The sequence below is a fragment of the Micromonospora sp. NPDC003776 genome (assembly GCF_053605645.1).
In genome coordinates this window covers 1-20,509 of sequence record NZ_JBSGJR010000055.1, presented here as the reverse complement: position 1 = coordinate 20,509, position 20,509 = coordinate 1, and the positions used below count along the sequence as shown (strand labels likewise).

The 20,509-nt window shown below is 74.2% G+C and carries 7 protein-coding genes and 1 pseudogene; 6 read left to right on the top strand and 2 right to left on the bottom strand.

Annotated features, from left to right (window positions below; genetic code table 11):
* Nucleotides 1-288 precede the first annotated feature (288 nt).
* The 3 genes from ACWEVO_RS07755 (at nt 289) to ACWEVO_RS07745 (ending at nt 15,092) form a co-directional block, all read left to right on the top strand.
* A complete protein-coding gene (locus ACWEVO_RS07755) occupies nt 289-1,386 on the top strand; it encodes a branched-chain amino acid aminotransferase (RefSeq protein WP_452306783.1) in 1,098 nt (365 codons plus the stop codon).
* A gap of 210 nt (nt 1,387-1,596) precedes the next feature.
* Nucleotides 1,597-11,676, top strand: coding sequence for an RHS repeat-associated core domain-containing protein (locus tag ACWEVO_RS07750; protein ID WP_452306782.1), 10,080 nt, complete (start codon nt 1,597-1,599; stop codon nt 11,674-11,676).
* Between the two features lie 68 nt (nt 11,677-11,744).
* Nucleotides 11,745-15,092: a helix-turn-helix transcriptional regulator gene (locus tag ACWEVO_RS07745; RefSeq protein WP_452306781.1), complete on the top strand. Its 3,348-nt coding sequence runs from the start codon at nt 11,745-11,747 to the stop codon at nt 15,090-15,092.
* Here ACWEVO_RS07745 and ACWEVO_RS07740 read toward each other — a convergent pair.
* Together ACWEVO_RS07740 and lipA are read right to left on the bottom strand one after the other, a co-directional pair.
* Nucleotides 15,074-16,822 (bottom strand): DUF423 domain-containing protein, encoded by a 1,749-nt coding sequence (locus ACWEVO_RS07740; RefSeq protein ID WP_452306780.1) that lies wholly within the window; start codon nt 16,820-16,822, stop codon nt 15,074-15,076. The genes ACWEVO_RS07745 and ACWEVO_RS07740 overlap by 19 nt on opposite strands.
* 96 nt (nt 16,823-16,918) lie before the next feature.
* Nucleotides 16,919-17,965, bottom strand: a complete 1,047-nt coding sequence (lipA, locus tag ACWEVO_RS07735; protein WP_452306779.1) for a lipoyl synthase — start codon at nt 17,963-17,965, stop codon at nt 16,919-16,921.
* A gap of 357 nt (nt 17,966-18,322) precedes the next feature.
* Between lipA and aspS the strand changes: the two genes are divergently transcribed.
* From aspS to ACWEVO_RS07720, 3 genes and pseudogenes are all read left to right on the top strand, one after another.
* Complete coding sequence (aspS, locus tag ACWEVO_RS07730) at nt 18,323-19,609, top strand: aspartate--tRNA(Asn) ligase (RefSeq protein WP_452306778.1); 1,287 nt, start codon at nt 18,323-18,325, stop codon at nt 19,607-19,609.
* 83 nt (nt 19,610-19,692) lie between these two features.
* Nucleotides 19,693-20,211 carry a SigE family RNA polymerase sigma factor gene (locus ACWEVO_RS07725; RefSeq protein ID WP_452306777.1) on the top strand — a complete coding sequence of 173 codons (519 nt, stop codon included), beginning with the start codon at nt 19,693-19,695 and terminating at the stop codon, nt 20,209-20,211.
* Nucleotides 20,208-20,509 (top strand): annotated as a pseudogene (locus ACWEVO_RS07720) (hypothetical protein); the annotation flags it as partial. The gene ACWEVO_RS07725 and the pseudogene ACWEVO_RS07720, both read left to right, overlap by 4 nt.

The window sequence follows — 20,509 nt, the reverse complement described above, 5'->3', positions numbered from 1 at the left end:
ACCGAGCTGGCCGGCCGTACGCCGGGGGCCCCGCTGCGCACCGAGGAGGTCGGCGACCGGCTCGCCGGGTACGCCGTAGCCTGACCCGGGCCCGTAGGCGGCCCGGGCACGGGCCGCCGGACCCGTGTCCCGGGGACCGCACCGCCGGCCGGCCGCAGCGCCATCCGGTGGGTCTCGATGTGTCGGGGCGGAGCTATCCGCTGAACGACCGTTCGGGGTAAGTTTCTGGCACCAGTGACGTCGGCGTGCGATCCCGCATGCCGTGGGACCCGCAGGGAGGTCAGCGCGATGAGCGGTGGTGACAAGCTCGATTTCGAGATCCGTCCGAATCCCGCGCCGGTATCCGCCGCCGACCGGGCCGCCCTGCTGGCGAACCCCGGGTTCGGTCGGGTGTTCACCGACCACATGGTGACGATCCGGTACGCCGAGGGCAAGGGCTGGTACGACGCCCGGGTGGAGGCCCGCGCGCCGATCCCGATGGACCCGGCGGCCGCCGTCCTGCACTACGCGCAGGAGATCTTCGAGGGGCTGAAGGCGTACCGGACCGGGGACGGGGCGGTCACCATGTTCCGTCCGGAGGCGAACGCGGCCCGCTTCGTCGCCTCGGCCAAGCGGCTGGCCATGCCCGAGCTGCCGCCGGAGACGTTCGTCGAGTCGCTCCGCCGGCTGGTCGAGATCGACCAGGACTGGATCCCGGAGCACGAGGACGCCAGCCTCTACCTGCGGCCGTTCATGTTCGCCAGCGAGGTCTTCCTCGGCGTCCGCCCGGCCAACGAGTACCTCTACTGCGTGATCGCGTCCCCGGCCGGCGCTTACTTCGCCGGCGGGGTCAAGCCGGTGACGGTCTGGGTCTCCCCGGACTACACCCGGGCCGCGCCGGGCGGCACCGGCGCGGCGAAGTGCGGCGGCAACTACGCCGCCTCGCTGGCCGCGCAGGCGGAGGCGATCGAGGCCGGCTGCGACCAGGTGGTCTTCCTGGACGCCGTGGAGCGGCGCTTCGTCGACGAGCTGGGCGGCATGAACGTCTTCTTCGTCTACGACGACAACACGCTGGTCACCCCGCCGTTGACCGGCACCATCCTGCCCGGCATCACCCGGGACGCCATCCTCACCCTGGCCGCCGAGGCCGGGCACCGGGTGGAGGAGCGGCCGGTCAGCTTCGCCGACTGGCAGGCGGACGCGGCCAGCGGCCGGCTCCGCGAGGTGTTCGCCTGCGGCACCGCCGCGGTGATCACGCCGATCGGTGGGGTCCGCTTCCCCGACGGGGAGTTCCTGATCGGTGGCGGTGAGCCGGGCCGGTCCACCATGGCACTGCGGCAGCAGCTGGTGGACATCCAGCGCGGCCGGGCCGAGGACCGGCACGGCTGGGTGCAGCGGGTGCTCTGACCTGCCGGAACGCACCCGTCGTCCGGGTTGCACAACTGATTGTCCGATAACCGACACCGCCTCCGGCGGTGTCGGTTGTTTTTCCTGGTAGAAGCCCCCGTCGCGGTGCGTGATGGATGATTGTCGCCGGACATTCATCGAGGCATCTATCCCCGTTGATCGATCTCGCCTACCTTGCAGCGCAGAAGTTGCGTCTGTGGGGGAGGCAGCATGTCGAGTCCGCTCGGCCGTCGCACCATCCGATCGAGGGTCTGGGCCGGGGCCCGGCTGCGGTTCACCGCGACCCTCGCCGCACTCGTCATGCTGCTGGCCTTCGGGTTCCGCGCCGACCTGCCGGACCTCGTCCCGGCCTCGGTCAACTGCGACTCGGTCGGCTACGCGTACGACGCCGCGGGACAGCTTGCCGGCGTGCGCGACCAGGCCGGCCGGACGGCCCGGTACGGGTACGACCCGACCGGCAACATCACCTCGGTCACCAACGACGGCAGCCCGGCGCTCGCCCTGCTGTCGGTGGTGCCCACCCGGGCGGCCGTCGGCGCCGAGGTGACCCTCCAGGGCGGCTGCTTCTCCGACGTGCCGGCGGAGAACACCGTCGAGTTCAACGGCGTGCCCGCCCCGGTCACCGCCGCCGACGGGCACCGCCTGGTCACCCGGGTGCCCGCCGGCGCGACCACCGGCCTGATCACCGTCCACGTCGGCGGGGTCACCGCGACCAGCCCGCAGTCCTTCGTGGTGGCAGGCCCGGACGAGTCGGCGCCGACGATCACCGGGGTCTCGCCGAACGTCGTCGCGCCGGGCGGCACGGTCACCGTCACCGGCACCGGGTTCGCCCCCGTCACCGCGGACAACGCCGTCACGCTGAACCGCACCCGCGCCGCCACCTCCGCGGTCGCCGCCGGCAACCTCACCGTCCAGGTGCCGGCCGGGGCGGCCTCCGGCCGGATCGGCGTACGGACCCGGTACGGCAGCGGCGACAGCGCGGCCGACGTCTTCGTTCCGCCCGCCCCGTACACGGTCGCCGACGTGGTGCACACCTCCCGGGTCGCGCTCGGCCAGGCGAAGTCGGTCGCCATCCCCAGCGCCGGCGACGTCGCCCTGGTCGTCTTCGACCTGGCCGAGGGGCAGCAGGCGAGCGTGCAACTGGCCGACGGCACCTTCGGCTCCTGCGGCATCTCCACCGCCAAGGTCCTCGACCCGTTCGGCCGGACCGCGGCGTCCTCCGGATGCGTGGGCGCCACCGGCTTCATCGACACCGTCAAGGCCCGCACCGCCGGCACGTACACCCTGCTGCTGGCCGCGGCGGGCAGCGCCACCGGCTCGGTCACCGCGACCGTCCGCGAGGTCCCGGCGGATGCCGCGGCGGCCACCACCCCCGGCGGCGACCCGGTCACCGTCACCACCACCGTGGCCGGCCAGAACGCGGCGGTCAGCTTCCCGGGCAGCACCGGCCAGCGGGTCTCGGTGAAGCTCAGCGGCGGCACCTACGGCACCTACAACGCGGCCGTGTCGCTGCGCCGGCCCGGCGGCGGCACCGTGGTCGCCAACGGCTCCTGCGGCACCGGCTGCTTCCTCGACACCACGGTGCTGCCGGTCGACGGCACGTACACCCTCTTCGTCGACCCGCAGTCCACCACCACCGGCGCGATCACCGTGCAGGTGTACGACGTGCCGGCCGACGCGACCGCCACCGCCACGGCCGGCGGGGACAAGGTCACCGCCACCACCACGGTGCCGGGCCAGAACAGCCTCATCTCCTTCGCCGGCACGGCCGGGCAGCGGGTGCTGGTGCAGCTGACCGACGGCAGCTACGGCACGTACAACGCCTCGGCGGTGATCCGGAAGCCGGACGGCACCAACCTGACCGGGAGCGCCTACTGCGGCAGCTCCTGCCTCTTCGACACCACCGTGCTGCCGGTCGACGGGACGTACACCATCCTGGTCAACCCGGACACCAGCTACGTCGGCTCCGTCAGCGCCCGGGTGTACGACGTGCCGGCGGACGCCACCGCGAGCACCACCCCCGGCTCCAGCGCGGTCACCGTGGCCACCACGGTCGGCCAGGGCGCGGTCATCTCCTTCCCGGGCACCGCCGGGCAGCGGGTCTCGGTGCAGCTGACCGGCGGGACGTACGGCACGTACAACGCGTCGGCGGTGATCCGGAAGCCGGACGGCACCAACCTGACCGGCAGCGCGTACTGCGGCAGCTCGTGCTTCTTCGACGCCATGGTGCTCCCGGTCGACGGCACCTACACCCTCTACCTCAACCCGGACGGGGTGACCGTCGGCCAGGTCGCCGCGCAGGTCTACGTGGTGCCCCCGGACGCCGCGGCGACCGCCACCCCCGGCGGACCGGCCGTCACCCTGGGCACCACCGCGCCGGGACAGAACGCCGCCGTCTCGTTCAGCGGCACCGCCGGGCAGCGGATCTCGGTGCAGATGAGCGGGGGCACCTTCGGCACGTACAACGCGTCGGCGGTGATCCGGAAGCCGGACGGCACCAACCTGACCGGCAGCAACTACTGCGGCTCCGCGTGCTTCTTCGACGCCGTGGTGCTGCCGGTCGACGGCACGTACACGATCTCCCTGAACCCGGACGCCACCGTGGTCGGCGAGGTCACCACGCAGGTGTACGACGTGCCGGCGGACGCCGCGGCCAGCACCACGCCGGGCGGCGCCCAGGTCACCGTCACCACCACCGTGCCCGGCCAGAACGCGGTGGTCTCCTTCGCGGGCACCGCCGGCCAGTCGGTCTCGGTCACCCTGGCCAACGGCAGCTTCGGCACCTACAACGCCTCCGCGACGCTGCGGGCGCCGGACGGCGCCACCATCGTCAGCGAGAGCTACTGCGGCACGGGCTGCTCGTTCAACGCGGTCGTGCTGCCGGTCACCGGCACGTACACGGTCCTGGTGAACCCCAGCGGCACGCTCCTCGGCTCGATCACCGGCCGGGTCTACGACGTGCCGAACGACGCGGTCGCCAACACCACGCCCGGCGGCGCGGCGGTCACGGTCACCACCACGGTGCCGGGGCAGAACGGCGTGGTGTCCTTCCCGGCGACCGCCGGGCAGCGGGTGGCGGTGCAGCTCTCCGCCGGCACCTACGGCAGCAGCGAGGCGACCGTGACCCTGCGGAAGCCGGACGGCGCCACGATCCTGACCAACACCTCGTGCGGCACCGCCTGCTTCCTGGACGCGACCGTGCTGCCGGTCGACGGCACGTACACCGTGCTGGTCGACCCGAAGGGCACCGCGGTCGGCGCGATCACCGTCAAGGTGCACGCGGTACCGGCGGACGCCACCGCGAGCACCACGCCGGGCGGTGCGGCGGTCACCGTGACCACCACCGTGCCGGGGCAGAACGCGGTGGTGTCGCTGCCGGGGACGGCCGGGCAGCGGGTCGCGGTGCAGCTCTCCGCCGGCACGTTCGGCACCAATGAGGCCGTGGTGACGCTGCGGAAGCCGGACGGCACGGCGCTCGTGTCGAACGGCAACTGCGGCGCGTCCTGCTTCCTCGACACCACGGCGCTGCCGGCCGACGGCACCTACACGGTGCTGGTCGACCCGAAGGTCACCGCCGTCGGTGGCATCACCGTGAAGGTGTACGACGTGCCGGCCGACCGGACGGCCAGCACCACACCCAACGGGGCGGCGGTCACCCTGACCACCACGGTGCCCGGCCAGAACGGCGTGGTGTCGTTCCCCGGCACCGCCGGTCAGATCGTCACCGTCACCATGTCGGCGGGCTCGTACGCCGGCGGCAACGCGGCGGTCGTCCTGCGCGCCCCCGACGGCAGCACCGTCACCAGCACCTCGTCCTGCGCCACGAGCTGCTCGTTCAGCTCGGTGTCGCTGGCCGCCGCCGGGACGTACACGGTGCTGGTGGACCCGGTCGCGGCGGCGGTCGGCAGCCTCACCGTCCAGGTCCTCGACGTGCCGGTGGACGCCACGGTGAGCACCACCCCGGGCGGCGACCCGGTCACCCTCACCACCACCGTGCCGGGGCAGAACGGTGTGGTGTCCTTCCCCGGCACCGCCGGCCAGCGGATCCTCATCCAGGGCACCGGCGGCACCTACGGCACGTACAACGCGTCGGCGATCGTGCGGAAGCCGGACGGGTCCAACCTGACCGGCAGCACCTACTGCGGGGCGTCCTGCCTCTTCGACACCACGACGCTGCCGGCGACCGGCACTTACACCGTCTTCGTCGACCCGTCGGGCACCTACACCGGCTCGCTCACCGTCCGGGTGTACGACGTGCCCGCCGATGCCACCGCGAGCGCCACCCCGGGCGGCGGTGCGGTCACCCTGACCACCACCGTGCCCGGCCAGAACGCCGTGCTCTCCTTCCCCGGCACCGCCAACCAGCGGATCGTGGTGCAGGGCACCGGCGGCACCTACGGCACGTACAACGCGTCGGCGATCGTGCGGAAGCCGGACGGGTCGAACCTGACCGGCAGCACCTACTGCGGGGCGTCCTGCTTCTTCGACACCACGACGCTGCCGGTCACCGGCACCTACACCATCTTCCTCAACCCGGACGCGGTCGCGACCGGCTCGGTGACCCTGCGGGTCTACGACGTGCCGGCGGACGCCACGGCGACCGCGAGCATCGGCGGGGACGCGGTGGCCCTGGGCACCACGGCACCGGGGCAGAACGCCACGCTGACCTTCACCGGCACCGCCAACCAGCGCATCGTGGTGCAGGGCACCGGCGGGACGTACGGCACCTACAACGCCTCGCTGATCATCCGGAAGCCGGACGGGTCGAACCTGACCGGCAGCGGCTACTGCGGCGCGTCGTGCTTCTTCGACACCACGACGCTGCCGGTCAGCGGCACGTACACCATGTTCCTGAACCCGGACGGGATGTACACCGGGTCGGTCAACCTGCGGATCTACGACGTGCCGGCGGACGCCACGGCGACCGCGAGCGTCGGCGGCGACGCGGTGGCCCTGGGCACCACCGCGCCCGGGCAGAACGCCACCCTCTCCTTCGCCGGCACGGCCGGGCAGCGGATCGTGGTGCAGGGGACCGGCGGCACGTACGGCACGTACAACGCGTCGGCGATCGTGCGGAAGCCGGACGGGTCGAACCTGACCGGCAGCGCCTACTGCGGGGCGTCCTGCTTCTTCGACACCACGACGCTGCCGGTCAGCGGCACGTACACCATGTTCCTGAACCCGGACGGGATGTACACCGGGTCGGTCAACCTGCGGATCTACGACGTGCCGGCCGACGCCACGGCCAGCGCGAGCGTCGGCGGCGCCCCGGCCACCCTCACCACCACCGGTCCGGGCCAGAACGCCACGCTCTCCTTCACGGGCACGGCCGGGCAGCGGATCTCCGTGGTGGGCAGCGCCGGCACGTACGGCACCTACAACGCGTCGGCGATCGTGCGGAAGCCGGACGGGTCGAACCTGACCGGCAGCGCCTACTGCGGGGCGTCCTGCTTCTTCGACGTCACGACGCTGCCGGTCAGCGGCACGTACACGATCTTCCTGAACCCGGACGGGATGTACACCGGCGCGGTCACCCTCCAGGTGAACGACGTCCCCACGGACGCCACCGCGAGCGCCACCCCGGGCGGGGCGGCGGTCACCCTGACCACCACCATCCCCGGCCAGAACGCCGCGATGACCTTCGCCGGCACCGCCGGCCAGGTGGTCAGCGTGGTGATGAGCGCCGGCACCTACGGCACGTACAACGCCTCGGCGATCGTCCGCAAGCCGGACGGGACGAACCTCACCAGCAGCGCGTACTGCGGCTCGTCCTGCGCCTTCAACTCGCTCACCCTGCCCACCACCGGCACGTACACGGTCTTCGTCGACCCGTCGTCCACGATGGTCGGCAGCCTCACCGGCGAGGTCCGGCTGCCCGCCGGCCTCACCGCGAGCAGCCCGAAGACCGCCGCCGCCAGCGCGACGACCGACCCCGAGGCGAAGAGCGCGACGAGCCCGAAGAACGCCGACGTCACCGAGACCTGGACGCCGGACCGGTTCAACCTCTCCGGGGAGGACTGGGCGGCCCACCGCGGCGGCGCGTACGGCCACGTGCAGCCGGCGCTGCGCGCCGAGCCGGGGATCACCGGCCTCGCCGGGCAGGCGCTGCTGCTCAACGGCAAGCCGCTGCCGGGCGTCACGCTCTCGGTCGGCCGGCGCGCCACCCGTACGGACGCCAGCGGCCGGTTCCTGCTCACCGGGCTCACCGCCGGACACCACGTGCTGGTCATCGACGGCGCGACCGCGAGCAGCCCGGGCCGGGCCTTCGGCCGCTTCGAGACGGGGGTGGACCTCAAGGCCGGCGAGACGGTCGAGCTGTCGTACCCGATCTGGATGACCCGGCTCGACACGGCGCACGCCGTCCGCATCCCGTCGCCGACGAAGCAGCAGACGGTGATCACCACCCCGGCGATCCCCGGCTTCGAGGTGCGGCTGCCCAAGGGCAGCGTGATCCGCGACCGGGCCGGCAAGCGGGTCACCGAGCTCTCCATCACCGCGATCCCGGTGGACCAGCCGCCGTTCCCGCTGCCGGTCGGGGTCCGCACCCCGGTCTACTTCACCGTGCAGCCCGGCGGCTCGGTGATCCTGCCCGAGGGCGCGCAGATCATCTACCCGAACACCCAGGGCCTGGCGCCGGGCAGCCGGCTGGACTTCTGGGACTACGACCCGGGCCGGGTGCCGTGCACCAAGGCGCCGGTCAAGTCGTACCCGAAGAAGCCGACCAGGGCGGTGCAGGCGCCCGCGGTCTGCGCGGTGACCGGCGCGGAGGCCGGCTGGTACATCTACGGCCACGGCACGGTCAGCCGGGACGGCCGGCAGATCGTGCCCGACCCGGACGTGCGGGTCTGGGAGTTCACCGGCGCCATGTTCAACGGCAGCGGCAAGCGGCCGGCCGGCTCCGGCCCCGGCGAGGACGGCGACGACGGCGGCGACCCCGTCGACCTGGCCAGCGGGCTCTTCGTCGACCGGCACACCGACCTCGTGGTCAACGACGTGCTGCCGATCTCGATCACCCGCACCTACCGGCAGAACGACACCAACTCCCGCGAGTTCGGCATCGGCGCCAACTTCGAGTACGGCATCTTCATCTACTCCGAGCAGCAGTACGTCCAGGCCGACCTGGTGCTGCCGGACAGCGGCAAGGTCCACTTCGACCGGATCAGCCCCGGCACCGGCTGGACCGATGCCGTCTTCAAGGCGGTCAACACCACCGGGCCGTTCCGCGACTCGGTGATGAGCTGGAACGGCAACGGCTGGGACCTGGTCCGCACCGACGGGATGACCTACGTCTTCGGCGAGAACGCGCCGTTGCAGGCGATCCGGGACCGGCACGGCAACCAGATCACCCTGACCCGCTCCAGCGGCGGCCAGTCCGGTGACATCACCCAGATCACCTCGCCGAACGGGCGCTGGATCAAGCTCGCCTACACCAGCGGCCGGGTCACCCGGGCCGAGGACAACGCCGGCCGGGTCGTCCAGTACGGCTACGACAGCTCCGGCCGGCTCACCTCGGTCACCTCGCCCGGCGGCCGGACCACCAGCTACACCTACGACAGCGCGCACCGGATGACCACGGTCACCGACGCCCGCGGCCTCACCTACCTGACCAACGCGTACGACGCCAACGGGCGGGTGTCCGGCCAGACCATGCCGGGCGGGGTGACCTACGGCTTCGCGTACACCACCGACGCGGCCGGCAAGGTGGTGAAGACCACGGTCACCGAACCGGACGGCAGCCTCCGGGAGACCAGCTTCGACGGCGACCGGCGGGTGGTCGCGGAGACCACCGCGGCCGGCACCGCGCAGGCCCGCACCGCCACCACCACCCGGGACCCGGCCACCCACCTGCCCACCGCGCTGGTCGACCCGTACGGCCGGCGCACCACCGTCGGCTACGGGGCGAACGGCGACCTGAACGCGGTCACCACCCTCGCCGGCACCGCCGCCGCCCAGTCCGCCACGGTCACCTCCGGCGGCCCGTACCGGCAGCTCACCTCGGTCACCGACGACCAGGGCCGGACCACCCGGATGGAGTACGACGACGACGGCAACCTGGTGGCCGCCACCGACGCGGCCGGCCGGACCCGCCGGTACACCTACAACGGCGCCGGCCAGGTCACCTCGTCCACCGACCCGCTCGGCAACACCACCAGCTACACCTACGAGCAGGGCGACCTGGTCGCGGTGACCGACCCGCTCGGCCGGACCACCCGCAGCTTCGTCGACGCGGTCGGCCGGCCGGTGGCCGTGACCGACGCGCAGGGCGTGCTGGAGCAGGTCCGCTACGACCCGGACAACCAGATCGTCAACAGCACCGACGGCCTGGGCCGCAGCACCACCTTCGAGTACGACGGCAACGGCAACCTCACGAAGGTCACCGACCCGCGCGGCAACAGCACCACCGTCGCGTACGACAGCGCGGACCGGCCGGTCACCGTCACCGACCCGCTGGGCAAGCAGGCCCGGCAGTCGTACGACCTGCTCGGCCGGGTGGTCTCCGCCACCGACCGGCGGGGGAAGACCACCGTCACCGAGTACGACGCGCTCGGCCGGACCACCTTCATCGGGTACGGCGCCACGGCCGGCCCGACCTATGAGAGCACCAGGCGGTTCAGTTACGACACCCTGGACCGGCTCACCACCATCGACGACTCGGCCGGCGGCGTGATCAGCCTCGCCTGGAACGACCTCGATCAGGTGACCGGCGTGACCAGCCCGGCCGGCACCGTCGGCTACAGCTACGACGCGGCCGGCCGACGGGCCGGGATGACCGTGCCGGGGCAGCCCGACATCTCGTACGGCTACGACGCCACCGGGCTGGTCGAGCGGATCACCCAGGGCGCCACCACCGCCACCTGGCACCGGGACGCCGCCGGCCGCACCGACCGCGTCGAGCAGGCCGGCGTGGTCACCCGGTACGCGTACGACGCCGCGTCCCAGCTCACCGGGATGTCGTACGAGAGCGCCGGCGGGGTGCCGATCGGCAACCTCGGCTACCGGTACGACGCCGCCGGCCGGGTGGCGGACCTGACCGGCAGCCTCGCCCACGTCACCATCCCCAGCACCGGGCCGCCGGCCAGCTACGACGCCGCGAACCGGCTGACCGCGCGCGGCGACCGGACGTACACCTACGACGACGAGGGCAACCTCACCGGCGACGGGGTGCTCGGCTACACCTGGAACGCCCGGGGCGAACTGGCCGGGGTGACCGGGCCGGGCCTGGCCGCGACGTACGGCTACGACGCCGCCGGGCGGCTGGCCAGCCGTACCGCCGGCGGCACCACCACCGCGTTCCTCTACGACGGACCGAACCTGATCCGCGAGCAGGCCGGCGCCGCGGTCGCCGACCGGCTCACCGCCGGGCTCGACCAGACCCTGGTCCGCACCGACGGCGCCGGCGCCCGGGTGCCGATCACCGATGCGCTCGGCAGCGTGCTCGGCCTGGCCGACTCCACCGGCACGCTCACCACCCAGTACGCCTACGACCCCTTCGGCGCGGCCACCGCCAGCGGCGCGGCCAGCGGCAACACCCAGCAGTTCACCGGCCGCGAGCGCGACCCGGCCACCGGCCTGCAGTACCACCGGGCCCGCTGGTACAGCCCGGAGACGGGCCGCTTCCTCAGCCAGGACCCGGCCGGCTTCGGCGGCGGCAGCGCCAACCTCTACGGCTACGCCCTCAACGACCCGGTCAACCTCTCCGACCCCAACGGCGACTGCCCGATCTGCGTGGCGATCGTCATCGGGGCGCTGGTCGGCGGCGCCACCTCCGTCGGCATCGGCGCCGGCATCTCGGCGCTGACCGGGCGCAAGTACAGCTGGGGCGACGCCCTCACCGACTTCGCCATCGGCGCGGCGATCGGCGGCCTCACCGGTGGGGCCGGGGCGTGGTTGAAGGCCGGCAGCTCGGTGTGGAAGCTCGGCCAGTTCGAACGGGGCCTGGCCATCGAGGCGAAGCTCGGCGGCAACCTGCCCCGCAGCTTCCCGACCATCGACCGGTTCGCCAACGGCACCGCGACCAGCATCAAGAGCGTCGACCTGGGGGCCAAGACGTACCAGTCGGCGGCCAAGCTGACCAGCCGGCTGAAGGGCTACGTGGACAAGGCGGCCGGATTCGCCAAGAGCAACCCGGTGACCTGGGACGGCGTCACCATCCGGCCCGGCCAGGTCGCGGCGAGAGAGCTGGAGGTCGTGGTCCCGCGCGGGGCCACCGCGGCCCAACAGAACGCGCTCAACCAGATAGTCCAGTACGGCGCCCAGAAGGGCGTGACCGTCCGGATCATCGTGATGTAGGCAGCCCCGACGGGGGACGTCCCACGGGTACCCTGGGACGTCCCCCGGTCGACAGAGGACGCCCACCCATGACCAGAACCGCTGGACTCGACCTGCGCAGAGGTCGGTACGTCGCGCACTCCTCCTCGCTCACCACCGACGGCCTGTGGATCGCCAACGGCGTCTTCGACCTCCTCGACGCCGACGCCGCCGACCAGGAGCTGGGGGCGGCGGTGCGCCGCATGCTGGACGCCTCGCGCACCGCGGTCCCTACCCCGAACCTTCGGGGCGGGCCGTCCCCGTTCGCCCCGGTCCTGGCGGCGCTCGGCCTGCGCTCCTTCGCCACGTACGCCAAGGGCACCCGGCACGTCGACGTCGAGCAGGACGGAGACGACGTGCGGGTGACCCCGACCCGCAACGGCGGCGCGCGGGAGGGTTTCGTGGGCGACACCGACCAGGCTTCCCGGTTGACCGCCCCGGACGACGACGAGCTGGGCGCGGCGCTGCGCGCCGCGCTCGGCCGGTCCCGCGCCGGGGAGCCCACCACCGTGCTGGTCGGCGGCGAGGCCGGGGTGGGCAAGACCCGGCTGCTGGAGGAGTTCGGCGCGCTCGCCGGCGACCTCGGGGTCCGGGTGCTGGTCGGCCAGTGCCTGGAACTCGGCGAGGCCGGCCTGCCCTTCGCGCCGTTCGCCGCGGCGCTGCGCGAGGTGCTGCGCCGCGACGGCCCGGGCGTCTTCGCCGGGTACGAGCCGGAGTTCGCCCGTCTGCTGCCCGAGCTGGCCCGGGTGCCGGCCGGGACCGCCGCGCCCACCGGCCTGCCCGTCTCCGACACCCCGCGCGGCTACCTGTTCGACCTGGTCGCCGACCTGTTCGGGCGGATCGCCGAGGACCGGCCGCTGGTCCTGGTGATCGAGGACCTGCACTGGGCCGACCGGTCCACCCGGGATCTGATCGGCTTCCTGGTCCGGGCCGCCCGCGCCGCCCGCCTGCTGCTGGTCTGCACGTACCGCACCGACGAGCTGCACCGCGGCCACCCGTTGCGGCCGTTCCTCGCCGAGCTGGACCGGGCGCGCGGGGTGGACCGGGTGGAGCTGGGCCGGCTCGACCGGGACGGGACCGCCGCCATCCTCGCCGACCTGCTCGGCGCCGAACCCGCCCCGCGGGCCGTTGACGACGTGCACGGGCGTACCCAGGGCAACCCCTTCTTCATCGAGGAGCTGGCCGCCGCCGGCGACCCGGTGGGCTGCGCGGTGCTGCCCGAGACCCTGCGGGACCTGCTGCTGGCCCGGGTGGACCGGCTGCCCGAACCGGCCCAGCGGGTGCTGCGCATCGCCGCCGCCGGCGGCACCCGCTTCGCCCATCAGCTGCTCGCCGAGGTCGCCGGTCTGCCCGAGCCCGAGCTGGAGGACGCCCTGCGCGCGGCCGTCGCCGGCCAGCTCGTGGTGGCCGACCCGGACGGCGACTACGAGTTCCGGCACGCCCTGGTCCGCGAGGCGGTCCACGACGAGCTGCTCCCCGGTGAGCACGCCCGGCTGCATGCCCGGTACGCCGCCGCGATCGAGGCGCAGCCGCACCTGGTGGCCGCCGGTCGCGCGCCGGCCGAGATCGCCCACCACTGGTACGCCGCCCACGACCACCCGCGCGCCCTGCTGGCCGCCCGCGTCGCCGCCGGCGCCGCCGCCGACCGGTACGCGTACGCCGAGCAGAGCCGGCTGCTGGAACGGGTCCTGGAACTGTGGGAACTGGTGCCCGACGCCGCCGAGCGCCTCGGCATGGACCACCTGCGGGTGCTGGAGGAGACCCTCGCCGCGGCCACCACCGCCGGCGACTACAACCGGGCGCTCACCCTCACCCGGGCCGCACTGTCCGAGGTGGACACCGATGCCGAGCCGCTGCGCGCCGCCCGCCTGCTCGACCAGCGCGGCCGGCTGCTCGCCCTGCTCGGCAAGAGCGACGGCACCACCGAGATCCGCGAGGCGTACCGGCTGGCCGTCGGGGTGCCCGACGGCCCGGAGCGGGTCCGGCTGCTCGCCGACGTCGCCGCGCACCTGGCGAAGATCGACCCCGAGCAGGCCGCCTCGGTGGCCGCCGAGGCGATGGCCGCCGCCGAGGCGGTCGGCACGGACGTGGCCCTGCTGCCCACCCGGATCGCCCTGCTCTGCCGCACCGACAAGGCACCCGACCTGGGGCTGGCCGAGCTGCGCCGGGCGGAGGCCCTGGCCCGGGCCACCGGCAACGCGCCCGCGCTGGTCAGTGCCCTGGTGCACCTCTCCGACGTGCTCTACGAGCTGGGCCGGTACGCCGAGTCGGAGGAGGCGGCCGGCGCCGGGGTGAGCGAGGCGCGCCGGTTCGGGATCAGCCGCTCCACCGGGGCGTACCTGCTCTCCAACCGGGCCGAGGCGCTGATCGCGCTGGGCCGCTGGGACGAGGCGGATGCGGCCTGCGCGGAGGCCGCCCGGATCGACCCGCCGGGCGTGTCGGGGCTGCACTGGCTCCAGCTGCGCGCCGGGCTGCGGCTGGCCCGGGCGCACCCGGCCGCCGACGAGGTGGTCGGCCGGGCGCTGGCCTTCCTGGCCCGGCCGTACCTCTGGCCGAACCACCGGCTGCCGCTGCACGAGCTGCGCATCGAGGCCGCCCTCGCCGCCGACGACAAGCTGGCGGCGCTCGCGGCCAGCCGCGCCGCGCTGGCCGACGAGCGCCTCGTCCACCTGCCCCGGGAGGGCTGGCCGGTGCTCACCGCGGCCGCCCGGACCGCCGCGCTGACCGGCGACGCCGGGCTGGCCGACGAGGTGTCCGCCGTGGCCGCCGCGCTGCCCGTCCGCTACCCGGCCGAGCACGCGCACGCCGCCCAGGTCACCGCGATCCTGGCCGGCGTCGGCTCCGCCGGCGCTCACGACGGCCGGGTCGCGGCCGCAGGCGGTGCCGGGGTGACCGGCGCCGAGCGGAACGACGCGGTGCTGGCGGCCTGGCGGGCGGCGGTGGAGGCGTGGCGGACGGCCGGGCAGCCGTACCCGCTGGGGCGGGCGCTGCTCGGGCTGGCCGAGGCGGCCGCCACGACCGGGGAGCGGGACGCGGTCGCGGCGGCGGTCCGGGAGGCCGGCGAGATCGCCACCCGGCTCGGCGCCACCCCGCTGGGCGAGCAGGTCGCCACCCTGGCCCGCCGGGTCGGGCTGCGCGGCACCGGGCGTCCCGGGCCGGACCTGCTCACCAGCCGCGAGCAGGAGGTGCTGCGGCTGGTCGCCGAGGGGCACAGCAACAGCCGGATCGCCGAGCGGCTCTTCATCTCGCCGAAGACGGCCAGCGTGCACGTCTCCCGGATCATCGCGAAGCTGGACGTCAGCAACCGGGTGGAGGCGGCCGCGCTGGCCCACCGCCTCGGCCTGCTCGACCGGGATCCGGCGCCGGCCGGCCCGCCCGCTCAGCGGCGGGGCAGGTAGATCCGCCACCCCTCGACGGTGACCACCTCGAACGCGCCCCGGTCCGGGCCGATCCGGCCGTCGAGCCGAGCGGCCAGCGGCGACCCCGCGGGCGCGACCCAGGCCGCGCCGGGGTCGGCGTCCACCGCCCGCCGGTACCCGGGCAGCCGGTCGAAGCCGGCGTGCAACTCGTCGTCGACCACCGCGCAGGTCACGTTCTCGCCGGTGGCGAAGCTGAGCCGGTTGCAGGTCCAGTAGCCGCCGCGGGCGTGCCGTACCCCGAGCGCGCCGAGGGTGTCGACGAGCCCGCGGTGCCGGTCGGCCTCGGCGTGCACCGCCTGCACCCGCGCGAGCGCGGCCGCGGTGGCGACGGCCGCCGTACCGAGCATCGCGGCCAGCACCGCGGCCGCCGCCAGACCGACGAGCGGCGAGCGGAAACCCGGCGTCGGGTCGGCGAGGTGTCTCGGCGAGCGGAGGCCCCGCCGCGCGGCCTGCCACAGCGGCCAGAGCAGGGCCGGTGTGGCGATCGCCAGGCAGGACAGGTAGCGGGCGCTCTCGACCGGGGTCTGGCCGGCCGCGTTGCTCACCGTGTACGCCGCCAGCACCGCCACCGCCCCGCCGAGCAGCGCCAACCGCACCGCCGCGGACACCCGCCGCTCGTCCTCGCCGGCGACGCCGTCACCGGATCTTGGACATTCGCCGTTCGCGGCGGACGACAAATGTCCAAGATCCGCCGGGGTGGACGGCGGCGCGGCGGGGGAGGCCGGCGCGAGCGATGGGATGCGTGGGGGCGTGCGGCGGAGGGTGCGTACGGCGGCGGCCAGGCCGAGCAGCAGTAGGACCGGGAGGGCGGCCGCCCACCAGAGCTGCCAGCCGGCGCAGTGGCTCGGCGAGCAGAAGCCCATGCCCAGCGACGGCCCGAGCACCAGGCCGCCGTGCATCCGCTCCGCCCAGCTCGCCGGCGCCTCGCCGCCGCTGGCCCCGAGCACCGCGGTGAGCGGGTTGCGGCCGTGCCGGAGGCTGTCCAGCAGCATCGGCGCCGCGCCCAGCAGCAGCGCGCCGGCCAGCACGAGGCCCGCCCGCCCGGCCAGTTCCCGGCGCCGCCACACGGCCAGCACCACGCCGGTGCCGAGGACGAATGGCAGGATCAGCGGGTCGACCCAGAGCATCAGCCCCGACACCAGTCCCCAGGCCGCCCAGCGGGGCAGCCGCGCCCCCGTCCGGTCGGCGCAGAGCGCCACGGTGAGCAGGGCGAGCCCGACCCCGGCCGGGTTCAGCTCGGGGTAACCGCCCCCGGCGATGAGCTGGTTCTTGATCACCCGGTCGGCGCCGAGCGCGAGGAAGCCGACGACCAGCAGGGCGTACCAGGGGTCGCCGCCGAGCCGCCGGGTGAGCCGCCAGGACAGGGCGAGGAAGAGCGCGTACAGGGCCAGGGTGGGCAGCCGCAGGGCGAGCACCGACGGACCGGTGAGCGCGATCAGCGGCGCGGCCAGGTACGCCTCCAGCGTGCCCATGTACGCCTGGCCGTAGAACCAGACCGGGAAGTCCGCGCCCCGGGCGATGTGCAGGCCGGCCAGCCCCATCGTCGCCTCGTCGCTGTTGCTGGGCGGAGCGTCGGCGAGCAGCAGGGCCAGCCGGTAGCCGACCCCGGCCACCCCGACGAGCAGGGCGAGCAGCGCCGGCAGCCGGGGACGCCGGGGCGTACGCGGGCTGGTGGCCCGGCGTGGCTCCTGGCGTACCCCGGCAGTCATGCCTGCGATCATGGCATCCGGACGGTGGCCGGCGGCGCGTGACGCGGCATCCGGCCCCGCCCGACCACGGCCGGGCGGCGGGCCGGTGGGCCGGCCTCAGCCGGCGGCGACGACTCCCTCGCGGGCGGCGAGGGCCTGCTGGTAGAGCCGCCCGGCCCGGTACGAGGAGCGGACCAGCGGGCCGCTCATCACGCCGGCGAAGCCGATCTCCTCGGCCTCCTCGCGCAGCTCGACGAACTCCTCGGGCTTGACCCAGCGGGTGACCGGGTGGTGCCGGGGGGACGGGCGCAGGTACTGCGTGATGGTGATCAGCTCGCAGCCGGCCTCGTGCAGGTCGCGCAGCGCCTGGGAGACCTCGGCCCGCTCCTCGCCCATGCCGAGGATCAGGTTGCTCTTGGTGACCAGGCCGGCGGCGCGGGCCTGGCGGATCACGTCGAGCGAGCGCTCGTAGCGGAACGCCGGCCGGATCCGCTTGAAGATCCGCGGCACCGTCTCGACGTTGTGCGCGAGGACCTCGGGGCGCGAGCCGAAGACCTCGGCCAGCTGCTCCGGCACGGCGTTGAAGTCGGGGATCAGCAGCTCGACGCCGCAGCCGGACTGGAGGGCGTGGATCTGCCGGACCGTCTCGGCGTACAGCCAGGCGCCGCCGTCGGGCAGGTCGTCGCGGGCGACACCGGTGATGGTGGCGTAGCGCAGGCCCATCGCGGCGACCGACTCGGCGACCCGGCGGGGCTCGTCGGCGTCGAACTCGGCCGGCTTGCCGGTGTCGATCTGGCAGAAGTCGCAGCGCCGGGTGCACTGGTCGCCACCGATGAGGAAGGTGGCCTCCCGGTCCTCCCAGCACTCGTAGATGTTGGGGCAGCCGGCCTCCTGGCAGACGGTGTGCAGCCCCTCGCGCGAGACCAGCCCGCGCAGCTGGGTGTACTCCGGCCCCATCTTGGCCTTGACCTTGATCCATGGCGGCTTGCGCTCGATCGGCGTCTCGGCGTTGCGCGCCTCGATCCGCAGCATGCGCCGCCCCTCGGGGGCGACCGTCGCGGTGCGCGCTGCCTGCTCAGTCGTCGGCGCGGAGTGCTCGATCGTCACAAAACCGAGCCTACGCCCGACGGTGGCGGTCGATGAACGGCGGGCGACGGGCGTCACGCCCCAGACGTTGTGACACCGGACACCTGGACCGAAAAAAGGGCGTCACACGGAGCGGCGCGGGGTGCTAGCGTGCCCGACAAAGCTGCGACGGAGCCGAGTAGCGTGCCGATCCGCCAGCGCAGAGAGCCGCCGGTTGCTGGAAGGCGGTCTGGCGCCGGTGCGTGAAGACCCTCCCGAGCTGCGGGAAGAACGGCGCGTCCGCGCTCAGTAGAGCCCGCCCGGCTGGCCCCGGTGAACAGGCGACGAACGAGGCTCCCGGGAAACCGGGGGCGAAGGTGTGGTGGCACCGCGAGGTTCCCGCTCGCCCACACCTCCCTGGGGATCGCGTTGCGATTGATCAAGGAGGTAACCGCCGTGCAACGCATCCTTTCCACCCAGCTCAGCCACCAGGTCGGCGAATCCGTGCGGATCGCCGGCTGGGTGCACCGCCGCCGGCTGCTCAAGTCGGTGGCCTTCCTGATCGTGCGGGACGCCGCCGGCCTGGCCCAGGTGGTGGTCACCGACCCCGAGGTCCGCGCCGCCGTCGAGTCGCTGCCGGAGGAGACCGTCGTCGAGGTCGTCGGCACGGTGGTCGCGAACCCGACCGCCCCCGCCGGGGTCGAGGTCGTCGAGCCCGCGGTACGGCCGCTCGGGCCGCCCGCGGTGCCGCCGCCGTTCGACCTGTACCGGCCGGTGCTCACCGCCAGCCTGCCCACCCAGCTCGACCATGCCCCGACCGCGCTGCGGCACCCGACCCGGTCCGCCGCGCTGCGGATCTCGGCGGCGGCGGTGGCCGGCTTCCGGGCCGTGCTGGACGCCCGCGACTTCGTGGAGATCCACACCCCGAAGGTGGTCGCCTCGTCCACCGAGAGCGGGGCGAACGTGTTCGCGCTGGACTGGTTCGGGCGGCCCGCGTACCTGGCCCAGTCGCCGCAGTTCTACAAGCAGCTGATGGTCGGCGTCTTCGAGCGGGTGTACGAGGTGGGGCCGGTGTTCCGGGCCGAGCCGCACGACACCGTCCGGCACCTGGCCCAGTACACCTCGCTCGACGTCGAGCTGGGCTTCGTCGCCGACCACCGGGACGTGATGCGGGTGTTGCGCGATGTCCTGGCCGGCATGCTGGACGCGGTCACCGCCCGGGCGGGCGGCGCGCTCGCCACGCTCGGCGTCGAGGCGCCCGAGGTGCCGGCGGAGATCCCCGCCGTGCACTTCACCAAGGCGCTGAAGATCGCCGGGGCGCCGGCGGACGAGCCCGACCTGGCCCCGGCGCACGAGCGGGCGCTGGGCGAGTGGGCCCGCCGGGAGCACGGCTCCGACTTCCTCTTCGTCACCGGGTACCCGATGGCGAAGCGGCCCTTCTACACCCACCCGGACCCGGCCCGGCCGGCCCACTCCAACGGCTTCGACCTGCTGTTCCGGGGCATGGAGCTGGTCACCGGCGGGCAGCGGCTGCACCGGTACGAGGACTACCTGGCGGCCCTGGCCGCGCGGGGCGAGCCGGTCGAGCCGTACGCCGGCTACGTGGACGCGTTCCGGCACGGCATGCCGCCGCACGGCGGCTTCGCCATCGGCCTGGAACGCTTCGTCGCCCGGCTGACCGGGGCGGCCAACGTCCGCGAGGTCGCCGCCTTCCCGCGCGACCTGCACCGGCTCACGCCCTGACGCCACGGAAAAATCCGGGGGTGCGGGTAAACCTGCCCGCACCCCCGGCCCGTGTAACCGGCGAGGGAGAGGACACGCAGCCGATGCACGGGGATGACGAGCGGCAGTTCACCAGCTGGGTCGACGCGCGGGCACCCGCGTTGCGGCGTACCGCGTTCCTGATCTGCGGCGACTGGCACGCCGCCGACGACGCCGCGCAGACCACCCTGACCAAGCTCTACCTGGCCTGGCCCCGGCTGACCCGGCGGGACGAGATCGACGGGTACGCCTGGCGGGTGCTGGTCCGTTCCCTCACGGACGAGTGGCGCCGGCCCTGGCGACGCCGGGAGCACCCCGTCGACCTGGTGCCGGACCGGGCGGCGGCGGACGACCCCACCGCCCGGCTGGACCGGCAGCGGCTGGTGCTCGACGCGCTGGCCGCGCTGCCCGGGCGGCAACGCGCCGCGCTGGTGCTGCGGTTCTGGCAGGACCTGTCGATCGAACAGACCGCCGCCGCGCTGGGCTGCAGCGCCGGCGCGGTGAAGAGCCACACCGCCCGGGGCCTGCACACGCTGCGCGGGCGCCTCGGCGACGAATTCCTGGTCGAGTCGGAGGGAGTGTGAACGAGATGGAGGAGCGGGATCTCCGGACGCTGCTGTCCACCGCGCTGGGCGCCGAACCGCCGAGCCGGTTCGACACCGCCGGGGTCGTGGCGCGCGGCCGTCGCGCCCGGAGCCGCCGGCGGCTGGCCGCCTCCGGGGGCACCGTCGTGGCCGTGGCCGCGCTGACCCTGCCGCTGATCGCGACGGCTTCGCCACCGGGTACGCCGACGGCCACGCCGCCCTCACCGAGCCCGACCGCGTCACCGGCACCGAGCGCCACGCCCACGCCGTCACCGAGCACTACGCCGCGGCCGTCCGC

Coding starts and splice junctions, on each gene's coding strand:
- ACWEVO_RS07745 (WP_452306781.1), top strand. CDS start 11,745: ATGACCAGAACCGCTGGACTCGACCTGCGCAGAGGTCGGTACGTCGCG.
- ACWEVO_RS07750 (WP_452306782.1), top strand. CDS start 1,597: ATGTCGAGTCCGCTCGGCCGTCGCACCATCCGATCGAGGGTCTGGGCC.
- ACWEVO_RS07725 (WP_452306777.1), top strand. CDS start 19,693: ATGCACGGGGATGACGAGCGGCAGTTCACCAGCTGGGTCGACGCGCGG.
- ACWEVO_RS07755 (WP_452306783.1), top strand. CDS start 289: ATGAGCGGTGGTGACAAGCTCGATTTCGAGATCCGTCCGAATCCCGCG.
- ACWEVO_RS07740 (WP_452306780.1), bottom strand. CDS start 16,822: ATGACTGCCGGGGTACGCCAGGAGCCACGCCGGGCCACCAGCCCGCGT.